This is a genomic window from Streptomyces lomondensis, assembly GCF_014651035.1.
Classification (GTDB): Bacteria; Actinomycetota; Actinomycetes; order Streptomycetales; family Streptomycetaceae; genus Streptomyces; species Streptomyces lomondensis.
Genome location: NZ_BMWC01000001.1, coordinates 22,731 through 38,626, shown reverse-complemented (window position 1 = coordinate 38,626; position 15,896 = coordinate 22,731). Strand labels below are relative to the sequence as shown.

The 15,896-nt window shown below is 71.8% G+C and carries 10 protein-coding genes; 6 read left to right on the top strand and 4 right to left on the bottom strand.

Features of this window, described 5'->3' with window-relative positions; genetic code table 11:
* Nucleotides 1–68: 68 nt before the first annotated feature.
* Nucleotides 69–695 carry a TetR/AcrR family transcriptional regulator gene (locus IE255_RS00140; protein ID WP_190048024.1) on the bottom strand — a complete coding sequence of 209 codons (627 nt, stop codon included), beginning with the start codon at nucleotides 693–695 and terminating at the stop codon, nucleotides 69–71.
* A gap of 182 nt (nucleotides 696–877) precedes the next feature.
* Between IE255_RS00140 and IE255_RS00135 the strand changes: the two genes are divergently transcribed.
* The 6 genes from IE255_RS00135 (at nucleotide 878) to IE255_RS00110 (ending at nucleotide 8,559) form a co-directional block, all read left to right on the top strand.
* The gene (locus tag IE255_RS00135; protein WP_190048023.1) at nucleotides 878–1,804 is read left to right on the top strand and encodes an ABC transporter permease; all 927 of its coding nucleotides are present in this window, start codon (nucleotides 878–880) and stop codon (nucleotides 1,802–1,804) included.
* Nucleotides 1,797–2,627, top strand: a complete 831-nt coding sequence (locus IE255_RS00130) for an ABC transporter ATP-binding protein (protein WP_190048022.1) — start codon at nucleotides 1,797–1,799, stop codon at nucleotides 2,625–2,627. Before IE255_RS00135 ends, IE255_RS00130 begins: the two co-directional genes overlap by 8 nt.
* 80 nt (nucleotides 2,628–2,707) lie before the next feature.
* Nucleotides 2,708–4,903 carry a CDP-glycerol glycerophosphotransferase family protein gene (locus tag IE255_RS00125; protein ID WP_190048021.1) on the top strand — a complete coding sequence of 732 codons (2,196 nt, stop codon included), beginning with the start codon at nucleotides 2,708–2,710 and terminating at the stop codon, nucleotides 4,901–4,903.
* Nucleotides 4,900–6,546: a glycosyltransferase family 2 protein gene (locus IE255_RS00120; protein ID WP_190048020.1), complete on the top strand. Its 1,647-nt coding sequence runs from the start codon at nucleotides 4,900–4,902 to the stop codon at nucleotides 6,544–6,546. Before IE255_RS00125 ends, IE255_RS00120 begins: the two co-directional genes overlap by 4 nt.
* A 102-nt stretch (nucleotides 6,547–6,648) precedes the next feature.
* Nucleotides 6,649–7,878 (top strand): GNAT family N-acetyltransferase, encoded by a 1,230-nt coding sequence (locus tag IE255_RS00115; protein WP_190048019.1) that lies wholly within the window; start codon nucleotides 6,649–6,651, stop codon nucleotides 7,876–7,878.
* A 156-nt stretch (nucleotides 7,879–8,034) separates the two neighbouring features.
* Nucleotides 8,035–8,559: a hypothetical protein gene (locus tag IE255_RS00110; protein ID WP_190049288.1), complete on the top strand. Its 525-nt coding sequence runs from the start codon at nucleotides 8,035–8,037 to the stop codon at nucleotides 8,557–8,559.
* On the opposite strand, the gene IE255_RS00105 is transcribed toward IE255_RS00110, so the two are convergent.
* The 3 genes from IE255_RS00105 to IE255_RS00095 form a co-directional block, all read right to left on the bottom strand.
* The gene (locus IE255_RS00105; protein ID WP_190048018.1) at nucleotides 8,541–10,007 is read right to left on the bottom strand and encodes a putative glycosyltransferase family protein; all 1,467 of its coding nucleotides are present in this window, start codon (nucleotides 10,005–10,007) and stop codon (nucleotides 8,541–8,543) included. The genes IE255_RS00110 and IE255_RS00105 overlap by 19 nt on opposite strands.
* Nucleotides 9,991–10,449, bottom strand: coding sequence for a GtrA family protein (locus tag IE255_RS00100; RefSeq protein ID WP_229906222.1), 459 nt, complete (start codon nucleotides 10,447–10,449; stop codon nucleotides 9,991–9,993). The genes IE255_RS00105 and IE255_RS00100 overlap by 17 nt, the downstream gene beginning before the upstream one ends.
* 113 nt (nucleotides 10,450–10,562) lie before the next feature.
* On the bottom strand, nucleotides 10,563–15,524 hold the full coding sequence (locus IE255_RS00095) for an NAD-glutamate dehydrogenase (protein WP_190048017.1): 4,962 nt from the start codon (nucleotides 15,522–15,524) through the stop codon (nucleotides 10,563–10,565).
* Nucleotides 15,525–15,896 lie beyond the last annotated feature (372 nt).

Here is a 15,896-nt window from a genome sequence, read left to right as displayed (position 1 = left end):
CGCGCCCAGTCGGCCGGGCGGCGTGGTCAGGGGCCCGGCCCGGCCGCCCCTCGACACGCCGCCCGGCGCTACAGCGCCTTCAACGCCTCCGACGTGGCCCGGGCCAGCGCCCCCAGGTACCCCTTGGGCAGCTTCGGGCTGCGGATCACCACCGAGCGCCAGTAGAGCGGGCCGGAGATCAGGTCGAGGGCCAGGTCGTGGTCGAGGCCCCGGCGGAGTTCGCCGCGGCGTTCCGCCGCCGTGACGATGCCGGTGGCGACCCCGTCCTGGCCCTCGCGCAGGGCTTTCTGGAGGGCCTCGGCGATGTCGGGGTTGCGGGCCGCCTCGGCCTGGAGGTCGGGGATGACCTGCGAGGCGACGGGGTGGCGCAGGGCGCGGGAGGTCACCTCGTAGAGCAGCCGCAGGTCGCCCTCCAGGGAGCCGGTGTCCGGCGCGGGCAGGCCCTGCACGGCGAGGGCCGAGACGATGTCCAGGACCAGGTGCAGTTTCGAGCGCCAGCGGCGGTAGACCGCCGTCTTCCCGACGCCCGCCCGGCGCGCGATCCCCTCGATGGACATCCGCGCGTAGCCGACGGCCGCGAGCTCCTCGAAGACGGCCGCCCGGATGGCTTCCGTCACGTCCTCCCGCAGTACGGCCGCCCCCGCGGGGGCCCGGCGGCGCCGGGGCGGCTGGGGCTCGTCGGGCTTCGTCGTCATGCCGACAGCATAGGGCGTCACGACGAAACGGTTGCGTTCCGACGTGCACCCGGCGTACGCTCCCGTTGCGACGATACGGTCCCGTCCCGACGTAAGAAGTCGTGAAGAGTCCGGTAAGAGCCCCTCCGCTCCGGCCTCCGCGACCCCGTAGGTCCCACACCCCCCGAACGAAAGCAGCGGATGTGAGCCAGGTCCTCGACACACCGCCCCAGACCCCGGCCGCGCCCCCGGCCTCGGCCGATCACGACCTCGCGGCCCTCGCCGCCCGGCACGGCCTCTCGGTCAGCGGCGCCCGCCCCTCCCTGCCCGAGTACGTCCGCCAGCTGTGGGCCCGCCGCCACTTCATCACCGCGTTCGCCACCGCCAAGCTCACCGCCCAGTACAGCCAGGCGAAGCTGGGCCAGGTCTGGCAGGTGATGACCCCACTGCTGAACGCGGCGGTCTACTACTTCATCTTCGGCGTGCTGCTCGGCACCAAGCACGGCGTGCCGGACTACATCCCGTTCCTGGTCACGGGCGTCTTCATCTGGACGTTCACGCAGAGCTCGATCATGGCGGGCACCCGCGCCATCTCCGGCAACCTCGGCCTGGTCCGCGCCCTGCACTTCCCGCGCGCCGCGCTGCCGCTGTCGTTCTGCCTCCAGCAGCTCCAGCAGCTGCTGTTCTCGATGGGCGCCCTGGTCGTCATCCTGCTCTGCTTCGGGGTGCCGGTCGGCGTGTCCTGGCTGCTGGCGCTGCCGGCGCTGTTCCTCCAGTTCACGTTCAACGCGGGCGTCTCCATGGTCATGGCCCGGATGGGTGCCAAGACCCCCGACATCGCCCAGCTGATGCCGTTCGTGCTGCGCACCTGGATGTATGTCTCGGGTGTCATGTGGAGCATCGACAAGCTGGCGCAGAAGGACAGCCTGCCCCACGTGGTGACGGTCGCCCTGGCGGCCAACCCGGCCGCCGTCTACATCGACCTGATGCGCTTCGCCCTGATCGACAGCTTCCACGCGAGCCAGCTCCCGGCCCATGTGTGGGCGCTCGCCGCCGGCTGGGCGCTGGTCGCCGGGGTCGGCGGCTTCATCTACTTCTGGAAGGCTGAGGAGACGTACGGCCGTGGCTGAGCACCCGAGCGAGAAGATCCCCACCGTCGTCGCCGACGGCGTCGACATCGTCTACCGCGTCAACGGCACCGGCGCCGGACGCGGCTCCGCGACCGCCGCCCTCAACCGCATCGTGCGCCGCAGGCAGACCGAGAAGGCGGCGGGCGTGCGCCGGGTGCACGCCGTGAAGAACGTGTCCTTCGTCGCCTACCGGGGCGAGGCGATCGGCCTGATCGGCACCAACGGCTCCGGCAAGTCGACCCTGCTCAAGGCCGTCGCCGGGCTGCTCCCCGTGGAGAACGGCCGCATCTACACCGACGGCCAGCCCTCCCTGCTCGGCGTCAACGCGGCCCTGATGAACGACCTGACCGGCGAGCGCAACGTGCACCTCGGCGGCCTGGCCATGGGCATGTCCCGCGAGCAGATCAGGGACCGCTACCAGGACATCGTCGACTTCTCGGGCATCAACGAGAAGGGCGACTTCATCACGCTGCCGATGCGCACGTACTCCTCCGGCATGGCGGCCCGGCTCCGCTTCTCCATCGCCGCCGCCAAGGACCACGACGTCCTGCTCATCGACGAGGCCCTGGCCACCGGCGACCGCTCCTTCCAGAAGCGCTCCGAGGACCGCATCCGCGAGCTGCGCAAGCACGCGGGCACGGTCTTCCTGGTCAGCCACAACAACAAGTCGATCCGCGACACCTGCGACCGCGTGCTGTGGCTGGAGCGCGGGGAGCTGCTCATGGACGGGCCCACGGAGGAGGTCCTGAAGGAGTACGAGGCGTTCACCGGGGACAAGTCCGCCAAGCCCAAGCCGAAGCCCAAGGCGCCCGTTCCCTCGTGAGGCCCATCCCGGTCGGCCGTTTCGTCGCATTGATGACACCATGACCGCATACGGTGCAGCCGCGAGAAGGAGTCCCCGTGATGGCCGAGCTCAGCGTCATCGTCCACGGGCCGAACGTGCAGGACCATCTGACGGAACTCCTCGACTCCCTCGCCGCGCACCCCCTGCCGGACGCCGAGGTCATCGTGGCCGCGGTCGGCGACTGGGCCCGGGAGACCGCCGAGCGGCACACCCCGGACGTCCAGGTGCTGCCGCTGCCCGACGGGACACCCGACGCCGCAGCCCGGGCGGCGGGCGCCGCACGGGCGTCCGGGCGCTGGCTGCACTTCGTCCACGCCAAGGACGGCCTGCCCGCCGGCGCCCCGCGCACGGTCGCCGAGCGGGTGGCGGAGCTGCCCGGCGAGGTGGACGTCCTGCTCCTCGACCACGTCCGCAGCACCTGGCACACCTCCGGCATGCCCTCCCGGGACGGCTCGCTGCTCGCCCGGGCGGGCCGGGCCGACGTCGCCCTCGACGACTGCGCGCCCCTGCTGCGGCTGACCCCGCTGCTCGGCACCCGGGTGCTGCGCGCGGAGTTCTGGCGGGCGCACGAGCAGCGGCTCACCACCGACGACGAGCCGTACGCCGCCCTGGCCGCCCTGCTGCTCGCCGACCGCGTCGCCTGCCTGCCGCACGTCGCCTACGAGGACCGCCGGCTGCGCCCCGCGAGCCTGCCCCCGGTCACGCCCGAGCAGCGCTACGGCCTCGTCGAGCGCTACGAGTCCCTCCTCGACCTCACCCGCGACCGTCGCGCCGCCCACACCGTGCTCTACGACGTCATGGTCCGCGACTGCCTGCGCACCTTCGCCCGGGGCGGCATGGAGGAGGAGGTCGCGCGGGAGTTCTTCCGCCGGGCGTCCCTGGCCGCCCTGCGCCGCCGCCCCGAGGGCTACCGCCGCCCGGCCGGCCTCGAAGGCGTCCGCCGCTCCCTGCTCGAAGAGGGCGCCTACGCCAAGTACCGGGCCTTCCAGGCCGTCAACCGCACCCGCCGCACCGCCAGGTCGGCCCTGCGGACCCGCAGGCGCCAGGTCGGCGCCAAGCTCCGCGACCACCAGTACCGCAGGGCGCTCGGCCGCCCGGTCAACCCCCACCTGGTGGTGTTCTCGGCGTACTGGAACCGCGGCGTCTCCTGCAACCCCGCCGCGATCGCCGCCAAGCTGGCCGAACTCGCCCCGCAGATCCACCCCGTGTGGGTGGTGACCGAGGAGAACGCGGCCCTGCTGCCGCCCGGCACCGACCACGTCGTGCCCGGCACCCGCCGCTACTGGGAGATGCTGGCGACCGCCAAGTACCTGGTCAACAACGTCAACTTCCCCAACGCGGTGGTCAAGCGCCCGGACGCGATCCACGTCCAGACCCACCACGGCACACCGCTGAAGCGCATGGGCCTCGACCAGATGGCCTACCCGGCGGCCGCGCAGGGCCTGGACTTCCAGGCGTTGCTGGAGCGCATCGACAAGTGGGACTTCAGCGTCTCGTCCAACAGCCACACCACCCGCATGTGGGAGCGCGCGTACCCCTCGCACTACGTCTCCCTGGACCACGGCTATCCGCGCAACGACGTCTACTACACGGCCGGCGCCGCCGACATCCGCGCCGTCCGCGACCGCCTCGGCATCGCCCCGGGCCACCGGGCCGTCCTCTACGCGCCCACCCACCGCGACTACGAGGCCGGCTGGACACCGCGCCTGGACCTCGCCGCCCTCGCCGACCGCCTCGGCGAGGAAACGGTCCTCCTCGTCCGCGGCCACTACTTCTACGGCGGCGCCGCCTCCCCGCTCACCAACCTGCGCCGCACGGGCCGGATCATCGACGTCTCCTCCTACGACCCGGTCGAGGAACTGTGCCTGGCGGCGGACGCCCTGGTCACGGACTACTCCTCGATCATGTTCGACTACGCCAACCTCGACCGGCCGATCGTCATCCACGCCGACGACTGGGAGACGTACCGCACCACCCGGGGCGTCTACTTCGACCTGATGGCCGAGGCCCCGGGCCCCGTCGCCTGCACCCAGCAGGAGCTGACGGAGATCCTCACCACCGATGCCTGGCGCGACGAGGGCGCGGCGAAGACCCGGGCCGTCTTCCGGCGCCGCTTCTGCGAGTACGACGACGGACGCGCCGCCGAACGCGTCGTCCGCCGGGTCTTCCTCGGCCAGGACGAGAAGGACCTGCCGCCGGTGCTGCCGATCGAGGAGCGCACCCCGGCCCCGACCCCGCAGGAGGCGACCGCATGAGCACCCCCGACGTCACCGTGACGGTCATCGTCTACAACGACGCCGAACGGCTCACGCGCGCGGTCGAATCGGTGCGCCGGCAGACCCACGCCGACATCGAGATCATCATCAGCGACGACCACTCCACGGACGCGACCCCCGCGGTGGCCCAGCGGCTGGCGGCCCAGGACCCCCGCGTCCGCCACCTCCGCCTGGAGCGGAACAGCGGCGGGTGCAGCGCCCCCCGCAACCGCGCCCTGGAGATCGCCCGGGCGCCGTACCTGATGTTCCTCGACAGCGACGACGAACTCCCCGGCGACGCCGTCGAACTGCTGCTCGCCGCGCACCGCGAGCGCGAGATCGACTTCGCGATGGGCGCGGTGCAGCGGATCCGGGTGGACAGCGGCCGCCGCTCCACCTGGATGCCGCACCTCGTCGCCGAGCGCCGCACCCTCGACGGCATCGAGGCCGACCCGCGCCTGCTCTTCGAGCACCTGGCGACGAGCAAGATGTACGCCCGCGCCTTCCTCGACCGGCACGGCCTGCGCTTCCCCGAGGGCATCCACTACGAGGACCAGCTGTTCTCGGCGCAGGCGTACTGCCTGGCCAAGCGCTTCACGATCATTCCGGAACCGGTTTACCGCTGGTACGTGGCCCCGTACGCCGCCTCCGACGCGGCCTCGATATCCAACCAGCGGCACAAGCTCGCCAACGTCCGGGACCGGATCCACGTCCAGCACCTCATCGACGGCTTCCTGGCCGAGAGCGGGCACGAGTCGCTGCGCGAGGACAAGGACCACAAGTTCCTCAAGCACGACTTCCGGATGTACGCCGGTGACCTGCCCTACCGGGACGACGCCTGGCTGGCGTCCTTCGCGGACCTCGTCACCCCCTACCTCGACACGCTCGCCCCGGGCGCGTTCGCCCGCCTCCCGCGCGCCGAGCGCGTGGTCGTCCAGCTGATCCGGGACCGCCGCCTGGCGGACGCCCGCCTGGCGTCCAGGGGCCTGGGCCACGGCGTCGCCCCCAGGCGGGTGACGACGGACGACGACGGCCGCACCTACTGGGGCGACCGGATCCCCTCGTCCGCCTGGTCCCGCCGCGAACTGGACATCTCGGACCTGGAGTTGGAGACCCGCCCCTTCCCCAGCGCCCAGTTCCGCCACGAGATCACGGAGATCGTCCGAGGCCCGGGCGCCTCGGTCGACCTCACGATCCGCACGTACGACCCGGCGCTGCGCCTCCCCGTCGGCCCCCAGCGCGCGGCGCTCCTCATCGCCCCCGGCGGCCGCCGCCTCCGCGTCGACTTCCGCCTCTCCCCCGTCCGCCCCGGCATCTTCGAGGGCCACGCCCATCTGGATCTGGCGGCGGCCCCCCTCCCCCTCCAGGGCTTCGCCGGGATCCGCCACCCGCTGCTCCGCCTCGAACACCAGGGCCTGTCCCACACGGGCCTGCTGCTGGCTCCCCTGGCCTTCCCGACCCTGACGGCCCGCGTCCCCCACCACCGCCTCACCCTGGAACCGGAGGGCCACGGCCCGGGCCGGTTGCAGGTCCGCTGGGAGCCGGTGGGCACGACGGCGAGGGTGCTGCGCCCGGTGATACGCCGGGTGGCCCGCCCGAGGGTGAAGAGGGCGGCACGGTTGGTGGCGAGTGCGTTGAAGTAGCGCCTGGTGCTTAATTCGCTTGCCCGGACCACCGGGTCACCGCTGCACTGTGGCCGGACACCATGAGTCGTGGTGCCGGCATCCCGAGGAGGCAGCGGCAGCATGGAGATTCGTTCCGCCACCGATGAGGACCTCGACGTCTTCGTCGACACGGTCCATGCCGCGTTCGGGCGTTTCCCGGAAACCCCGGTCGAGGGCGGCGGGCTCTGGTGGTCGGCGCTCGAAACGGACCGCTGCCTGCTCGCCCTGACGGCGGACGGGCGCCCCGTCGGCACCGCGGCCACGCACTCCTTCGAGCTGACCCTGCCCGGTGAGACCCTCGCCCCGGCCGCCGGGGTGACCGCCGTCGGCGTCCTGCCGTCGCACCGGCGCCAGGGCGTGCTCAGCGCGATGATGCGGCATCAGCTCGCCGAGGGCCGGGCGCGCGGGGAGTTCCTCTCCGTACTGCTGGCCTCCGAGGCCACGATCTACGGCAGGTTCGGCTACGGACCGGCGACCTACACGGCGCGGCTGACGGTGCCGCGCCACCGGGCCGCCCTCGCCGTTCCCCGGGCGCGCGGCGCGGCCGACGCACCGGCGACCGGCTCGGACACCGGCTCGGTGGAGGTGCTGCGGCGTGCCGACTGCGGCGAGATTCTCGAAGAGGTCTACGACCGGTACCGTCGCGCCCAGCCCGGCGCGCTGTCCCGGCCGCACCGCTGGTGGGCCCTGCGCGCGGGGCAGCCCCCGATCTCGCCGGCGCCGCGCTACGTCGCCGTCCACCGGGACGCCGACGGCGTCCCGGACGGGTACGCCAGCTACTCGATCGAGTCCGGCACCCTGACGGTCGACGAGACCATCGCCGCCGACGACGCCGTCTTCACGGCCCTGGCCCGGTTCGTACTCGGACACGACCTGGTCACCGAGGTCGTGTTCCAGCACGTCCCGCCCCAGCACCCGCTGCGCTGGCAGTTCGCGGACTTCCGCGCCGGCGAGGTGAGCGGCGACATGGACTGGCTCTGGGTGCGGCTGCTGGACGTCCCGCGTGCGCTGACCGCGCGCGGATGGTTCATGGACGGCGAGCTCGTCCTCGACGTCGAGGACCCGTTCCTCGGCGAGCACGGCCGCTACCTGCTGACCGTCCGGGACGGCAAAGCCGACTGCGTCCCGACGGACCGGGAGCCCGACCTGTCCCTGGACGTGGGCGACCTGGGCTCGGTCTACCTCGGCGGCACCGCCCCGAGCACGCTCGTGCGTGCCGGACACATCCGGGCCCACCGCCCGGGCGCGGCCATCCTCGCCGACGCCCTCTTCCGAGCCGACCGCTCCCCGCACTGCCTGCACTGGTTCTGACCGCGCCCGGCGGTCCCAGCACCGGCTGCGGGCCGCCCCGGCTCCTCCCCACGGATGAGAACCCCGCCCGCCTCTCCGTCCCCCGGCCCTCGTGCCCCGCCCTTCGGGCGGACGCCCCGCGGCACTCAGCTCGGCAGCATCACCCGTATGACCTCAATGCCCTCACCGGCGACCACCCCGGCCGCAACACCCCCACCCCGCTGGGCGGTATGGGCAGCCCACGCCACCACCCTCGTCGTACTCCCCAGCGGCCTGTGGCGCATCGCCCTGGCCCTGGGCCACCCCGCCGGCTACACCACCGAAGGCTTTGCGGACTTCCAGTCGCTCGACGCCAAACTCTGGCTGCTCACCCTCAGCGTCGTCAGCGAACTCCTCGCCCTCCTGACGCTCGGCCTCGTACGCCCCTGGGGCGAGACCCTCCCCCGCTGGATCCCCTACGTCGGCGGACGCGTGATCCCCACCAGGCCCGTCGTCGTCACGGCCGGCCTCGGCGCCCTGGCCCTCACCGCGCTCTGGGCGAACATCCCCTGGTGGTGGACCTACCCCCACGAGAACATGACGGACACCGGCAACCTGATCGTCGGCATCCTCTACCAGCCCCTGGTCCTGTGGGGCCCGCTCCTCGCCGCGGTCACGCTGTCGTACCACCGCCGCCGTACACGTCAGCGCACCACCGCATAGAGCACCTGCCCCCCGGGCCCCCGAGCCACCTCCCGCAGCCCGGCACCCCGCGCGGCCGCCCCCGCCACGACCCACCGCACCCCGTACTCCCGCAGAATCTCCGCCCGCTCCCTCCCCGGCGTCCCCTCCGCGAAATACCGCCGCACGGCCCCCTCCCGCCGCCCCTCGTCCCGCAGGAAGAAGTCGGGATACCCCGGCGCCACGGTGTACGCCCCATACGCCGGGATCTGCCGAGCCGGCCGCCCCGGCCGCGCCATCACCACGTCCCCGTACTTCACCCACGGCGTCATCCAGTGGTACCCCGCCCACGGCTGCCGGTACTTCTCCGCGACGGCCTCCGGCAACTCGCCCCGCTCCACCACGTACCCGACCGTCCCGGCCTGCGTCCACGCCCCCACGGCCAGCGCCGCGCCCAGCACACACGCCCACCCCGCCCGCACCCCGCGCCGCCCGGCCTCGACCGCCTCCAGCGCCGCCGCGACCTGCGCCGGGATCAACACGGCCGGCAGTGCCCGCCCCCACGCGTAGTGCCCGCTCAGCCCGCCCGCCGCCACCACGACCACCCCGAGCACGAAGAACACCACCAGCGGATCCCACCGGTCCCGCCACCACCGCACCCCCAGGGCCGCCACCCCGAGCAGCACCAGCCAGTACCGCCCGAGCAGGTCCTCGTACAGCGGCCGGTGCACCGACTCCAGCCCGTCCCCCGCCCCCAACAGCGCGAAGAAGTCGTAGTACGGCCACAGCAGCAGCACCCAGAGCCCCACCGCCAGCGCACCCCCGAGCCGCAGCCACCGGTCGCGCCCCGGCCGCGCGGCGACCACCGTCGCGACCGCCCCCAGCGAGGCCACCACCCCCGAGAACTGATGGCACAGCAGAATCACCGCCCACAGCGCCCCCAGCCCCAGCCACGTCCCCCACCCCGCGTCCCCGCGCACCGCAGGGCCCAGCCACGCCCAGAGGTGGAACGCCAGCCCCAGCGCGAACACGCTCGGGTATGCCACCGTCAGCGCGAGCGAGTTGAGCCCGTAGAAGCCGCTCCAGTTGAACAGCGCCGTCCCCCACAGGAACAGCAGGCTCAGTACGGCGAGCGCGGGCGCGGCGCGCCGGCCGCTGAGCGTCCGGACGTACCGCCACACCCCCGTCACCAGCAGCGCGAGCCCGGCCAGCGCCCCCAGCCGCAGCACCACGAAGACCGACAGCCCGCTCACCCGCGCGACACACCCCAGCACCAGCATCCAGGGCGAGTAGTACGGACTCGGCGTGTCCACGTCGACGAGCGGATTGCCCGGGTCGACGAGGTCGTGCCGCAGGCGCTGGACGGTCGCGGCGTGCATCCCGAGGTCCCCGGCCCACGGCAGCCGGACAATCACGAGAAGCAGCAGCAGGACGACCACCGCGGCAGCGGCCTGCGCAGCGACGGCGGCCGGTCTAGGCGCGGCGCGCATCGTGCTGGAACACCCAGGTGCGGTAGACGAGGAACCGGAAGGCCGACGCCAGCACGATGGACAGGGCCTTGACCGCGTTCGACTCGACGGGCCCGTCCAGGCCGAGCCCGTGATATCCGGCGTAGAACAGCCCGCTTTCCATGGCGACGCCGATGCCGCTGAAGACGAAGAACAGCGCGATCTGGCGTCTCGTCCGCGACGCCCTGTCGCGGTAGGTGAAATACCGGAAACCGAGGTAATTGCTGCCCATGGCGACCAGGCTGGCCAGCACGGTCGCCACCATGGCGGCCCGGTGCAGCCCGTGCAGGAGCACGTTGAACACCAGGAAGTTCACCACGACGCCGCTGCCGCCGACCACCGCGAAGTTCACCACTTCGAGGACGACGCGCCTGACCGGAGGGGCGGGAGCGGCCACTCGCTCCTCGGAGAGGTTCACAGTCACGCCCCAAGCCTTAGCCGGAAACGGTAAGTCCTCCACTCGAATCGCCCTAAGGCACGCCAAGAAGGAACGCCCCGGGCCGAAACCGGCCCGGGGCGTCTGTGCTGTCGTACGCCTTACGAATGCGTCCGCAGCAGCGTCCTCATCGTGCGCATCGCCACCGACAGGTTCGCGAGGTCGAACGAGTCGGAGCTCTGGATGTCCTCCAGTGTGGTGCGGGCCCGGCCGAGGATCGCCGCGTTCTTCTGCTCCCAGGCCTTGTAGCGCTGCTCGGGCGTCGAGGTGCCGTTGCCCACCGCCAGGACGTCGGCGGTCAGCGCCGCGTGCGCCGCGTACAGGTCCTCGCGGATCGCCGCGCGGGCCATGGACTGCCAGCGGTCGGCGCGGGGCAGCTCGATGATGCGGTCCATCAGCTGGGTGATGCGCAGCCGGTCGGCCAGGTCGTAGTAGACCTCGGCGACGTCCAGCGGCTCCCGGCCCATGCGGTCGGCGACCGAGACGATGTCGAGCGTCGGGAAGGCGGAGGAGAAGCCCGCCACCTGCGTGGCGAGTTCGTCCGGGACGCCGGCGCCCGTCAGCTCGTCGCAGATCTTCTGGTACCACTCCAGGTCGGCGCCGCGCAGCAGCTTCGGCAGCTGCCCCCAGACCTGCTCGACCCGGTCGGCGAAGAAGTCGACCGTCTCGGCGAGCTCCAGCGGCTGCGGCCGGTTGTTGAGCAGCCAGCGCGTGCCGCGCTCCACGAGGCGGCGCGAGTGCAGCCGGATGCGGGTCTGGACGTCGGCCTCGACCTTGTTGTCGAGCGCCTCGACCCCGTCCCACACCGGGGACTGGCGGAAGATCGCCCGGGCCGCGGTCTGCGCCCGCACGATCTCCTCCAGCGACGCGCCGGTCTCCTCGCGCAGCCGGTGCAGATACGTCGTACCGCCCGTGTTGACCGTGTCGTTGACCAGGACCGTCGTGGTGATCTCGCGGCGCAGCGGGTGCCCGTCGAGACGGTCCGGGAACTGCTCGCGCAGCTGGGTCGGGAAGTACGCGTGCAGCAGGCCCTTGAGATACGGGTCGTCCGGCAGCGAGGTGTGCAGCAGCTCCTCGGCGACCGTGATCTTCGTGTACGCCAGCAGGACGGCCGTCTCCGGACCGGTCAGGCCCTGCCCGTTGCTGAGCCGCTCGCGGATCTGCCGGTCGGTGGGCAGGAACTCCAGCGCCCGGTCGAGGTGGCCCTCCCTGACCAGGTGCTTCATGAAGCGCTGCTGGGCGTGGAGCATGTCCTTGGACTGGGCGAGGGCGTTGGCGATCGCCGTGTTCTGCGCGTAGTTGTTGCGCAGCACCAGGTGGCCGACCTCGTCGGTCATCTCGGCGAGCAGCTTGTTGCGCTGCTTGACGGTCATGTCGCCGTCGGTGACCAGGCCGTTGAGCAGGATCTTGATGTTCACCTCGTGGTCGGAGGTGTCCACGCCCGCGCTGTTGTCGATGGCGTCGGTGTTGATCCGGCCGCCGTGCAGCGCGAACTCGATCCGGCCGAGCTGGGTCAGGCCCAGGTTGCCGCCCTCGCCGACGACCTTGACGCGCAGGTCCTTGCCGTCGACGCGGATGGCGTCGTTGGCCTTGTCGCCGACGTCGCCGTTGGACTCGGCCGAGGACTTGACGTACGTGCCGATGCCGCCGTTCCACAGCAGGTCCACCGGCGCCTGGAGGATGGCCTTCATCAGGTCGGCCGGGGTCAGCTTGGTGACCTTGGCCTCGATGCCGAGGGCCTCACGGATGTGCGCGTTGACCGGGATCGCCTTGGCCGTACGCGGGAAGACGCCGCCGCCCGGCGACAGCAGCTCCTTGTCGTAGTCCTCCCAGCTGGAACGCGGCAGCTCGAACAGGCGGCGGCGCTCGGCGTAGGAGGTGGCCGCGTCCGGGTTCGGGTCGATGAAGATGTGCCGGTGGTCGAAGGCGGCGACCAGGCGGATGTGCTCGGAGAGCAGCATGCCGTTGCCGAACACGTCACCGGACATGTCGCCGATGCCGACGACCGTGAAGTCCTCGCTCTGGGTGTCCACGCCCAGCTCCCGGAAGTGCCGCTTGACGGACTCCCAGGCACCGCGGGCGGTGATGCCCATGCCCTTGTGGTCGTAGCCGGCGGAGCCGCCGGAGGCGAAGGCGTCACCGAGCCAGAAGTTGTACTTCTCGGCGACCCCGTTGGCGATGTCGGAGAAGGTCGCGGTGCCCTTGTCGGCGGCGACCACGAGGTAGGTGTCGTCCTCGTCGTGCCGGACGACGTCGGCGGGCGGCACGACCTCGCCCGCGACCATGTTGTCGGTGATGTCGAGCAGCGCCGAGATGAACGTCTTGTACGACGCCACGCCCTCGGCCAGCCACGCGTCCCGGTCCACGGACGGGTCCGGCAGCTGCTTGGCGACGAACCCGCCCTTGGCGCCGACCGGCACGATGACGGTGTTCTTCACCATCTGCGCCTTGACCAGGCCGAGGATCTCCGTCCGGAAGTCCTCACGCCGGTCGGACCAGCGCAGACCGCCGCGCGCGACCTTGCCGAACCGCAGGTGCACGCCCTCCACGCGCGGCGAGTACACCCAGATCTCGAACGCCGGGCGCGGCGCCGGCAGGTCGGGGATGGCCTGCGGGTCGAACTTCATGGAGACGTACTCGTGCGGCCTGCCGCCCGCGGCCTCCTGGAAGAAGTTGGTCCGCAGCGTCGCCTTGATGACGGTGAGGAAGGACCGCAGGATCCGGTCCTCGTCCAGGCTGGCCACCTGGTCGAGGGCCGCGTCGACCTCCTCCAGCAGCGCGTCCACGATCTCGTGCCCCGCGCGCTGGCGGTCCGGCGACATCCGCGCCTCGAACAGGGAGACGAGCAGCCGGGTGGTGTGGACGTTGTTGCGGAGGGTGTCCTCCATGTAGTCCTGGCTGAACGTCGACGCCGCCTGGCGCAGGTACTTCGCGTACGCCCGCAGCACCATGGCCTGCCGCCAGGTCAGCCCGGCGCTCAGCACGAGGGCGTTGAAGCCGTCGTTCTCCGCCTTGCCGGTCCAGGTGGCGGCGAAGGCGTCCTGGAACCGCTCGCGGGCGTCGTCGCCGAAGTAGTCCACGCCGCCGCTCTTCGCGCGGGGCATGCGCAGGCCGAAGTCGTAGATCCAGGCCACGCCGCGGTCGGCGCAGCGCAGCTCGTACGGACGCTCGTCGACGACCTCGACGCCGAGCCGGTTGAGGACCGGCAGCACCGCCGACAGGGAGATCGCGTCACCCGTGCGGTAGATCTTGAAGCGGCGCTCCTCGGGGGCGGCGCCCACCGGCTCGTAGAGGCTGAGCGCGAAGTCCTGGCCCTCCTCGGCGTTCAGCTGTTCGAGGTGGATGAGGTCGGCGACCGCGGCGCGCGGGTTGTGGTCGGCCTTGTAGCCCTCGGGGAAGGCGTGCGCGTACCGGCGCATCAGCTCGGCCGCGCGCTCCTCGCCCAGCTCGGCGTTGAGCGCCTCGGCGAAGGCGTCCTCCCAGGAGCGGGCGGCCTCCACCAGCCGGGCCTCGATGCGCTCCTTGTCCGCGTCGGACAGCTCCGGCAGCTCGGTGCCCTGCGGGACCCGGACCACGAAGTGCAGCCGGGAGAGGATCGACTCGGTGTTCCACGCCGTGAAGTCGACGCTGATGCCGCCGAGCTCCTCCTTCAGGATCTCGATGATCCGCAGGCGGACGGCCGTGGTGTAGCGGTCGCGCGGCAGGTAGACGAGGGCCGAGTAGTAGCGCCCGTACTCGTCCTGGCGCAGGTAGAGCCTCAGCCGCCTGCGTTCCTGGAGGTAGAGGACGGAGGTGACGATGGCCCGCAGCTCGTCGACCGGGGTCTGGAACAGCTCGTCGCGCGGGTACGTCTCCAGGATCTGGAGCAGGTCGCGCCCGTCGTGGCTGTTGGGCGAGAACCCGGCCTGTTCGAGGACCTCCTCGACCTTGCGCCGGATGACCGGGACGCGGCGCACGGACTCGGTGTAGGCGGCAGAGGAGAACAGCCCGAGGAACCGCCGCTCGCCGACGACATTGCCCTCGGCGTCGAACTTCTTGACCCCGATGTAGTCCAGGTACGACGGCCGGTGCACGGTCGACCGGCTGTTCGCCTTGGTCAGGACGAGCAGCTTGTGCTCGCGGGCCTTGGCCCGGGCGTCGGCGGGCAGCCGCTCGAAGGACGGGCTGACCGGGTGGCTCTCCTCGGCGGCGTGGTGCGGGTCGGCGCGCAGGATGCCGAGGCCGGTGCCGGGGACGGCGGCCAGCGAGTCGTCGTCGCGCAGCTGGTACTCGCGGTAGCCGAGGAAGGTGAAGTGGTCGTCGGCGAGCCAGCGCAGCAGCTCGCGGGCCTCCTCGACCTGCGGTCCGGGCAGGTCGCCGGGGATGGGCTCGTCCGGCAGCCCCTCCGCCAGCCGGATGGCCGCGTCCCGCATCTTGCCCCAGTCCTCGACGGCCTCGCGGGCGTCGGACAGCACGCGCAGCAGGTCGGCGGTGATCTGCTTCAGATCGGCCCGGTCGGTCTCGCGGTCGATCTCGACATGGATCCAGGACTCGACGTGCGCGTCGTGCGGAAGGCCGCCGGCGCCGGTCGCGGGCGTGGGCAGCACCTCGATGAGCTTGCCGGTGACGTCGCGCCGCACGACGAACTGGGGGTGGATGACGACGTGGATGCCACGCCCCTGCCGCGTCAGCTCATTGGTGACGGAGTCGACGAGGAAGGGCATGTCGTCGGTGACGACCTCGACGACCGAGTGGCTGCAGGTCCACCCGTTCTCCTCCACCGTGGGGGTGTGGACCCGCACGTTGGCCGTGCCCTGGGGGCGGTTCTCGGCCAGCCGGTAGTGGGATACGGCGGCTCCGAAGACATCGACCGGGTCGCGGTCGCTGAGGTCCTCCGGGGCCGTGTGCAGGTAGTACCGCTGGAGGAACGTGAGCAGGGACTCGCGGTCCGGAGCTTGCGGGGCGTCTGGGGTCTCCTCGCCCGTCGACCCGGTCGGTAGGTGCCCCCCGACCGGGCTGTTCTCAGCTACCCGGGCGGCCCTCTCGAGCAACTCGGCCTTGGCTTCGTCCAGCTTGGTCTGCATTGTCCTCTGGCTCCTGTCGCGCGCCGTTGCGTGACGTAGAAGGAAGTACGGCCTCTGCGCTTACGACGTCACGTCGTGACACGGGGTATCCGGTCTGTTCCGACGCTATGCCGCAAGGTGAGATGAGCGGGGATGTCTGAGCCATTCTTGAGCTGCTCCACCGGTGTGACGCTGCTCTCTGCGACGCCTGGGTCCGGGTGGTGCTCGGCGTCCCGGGCGTCCTCGATGCCCCATCCCGCCCGCGAAGACCAGCGACCGCCGCCCGGTCACGGATGTCGTCCGTGCTCTCCGGGCGCAGGGCAGGGACGACGGCGTCCCCGCGAACTATCGCGCTGATCACGCCACCAAGGCTATCGCTCCTTACAGGGGGCC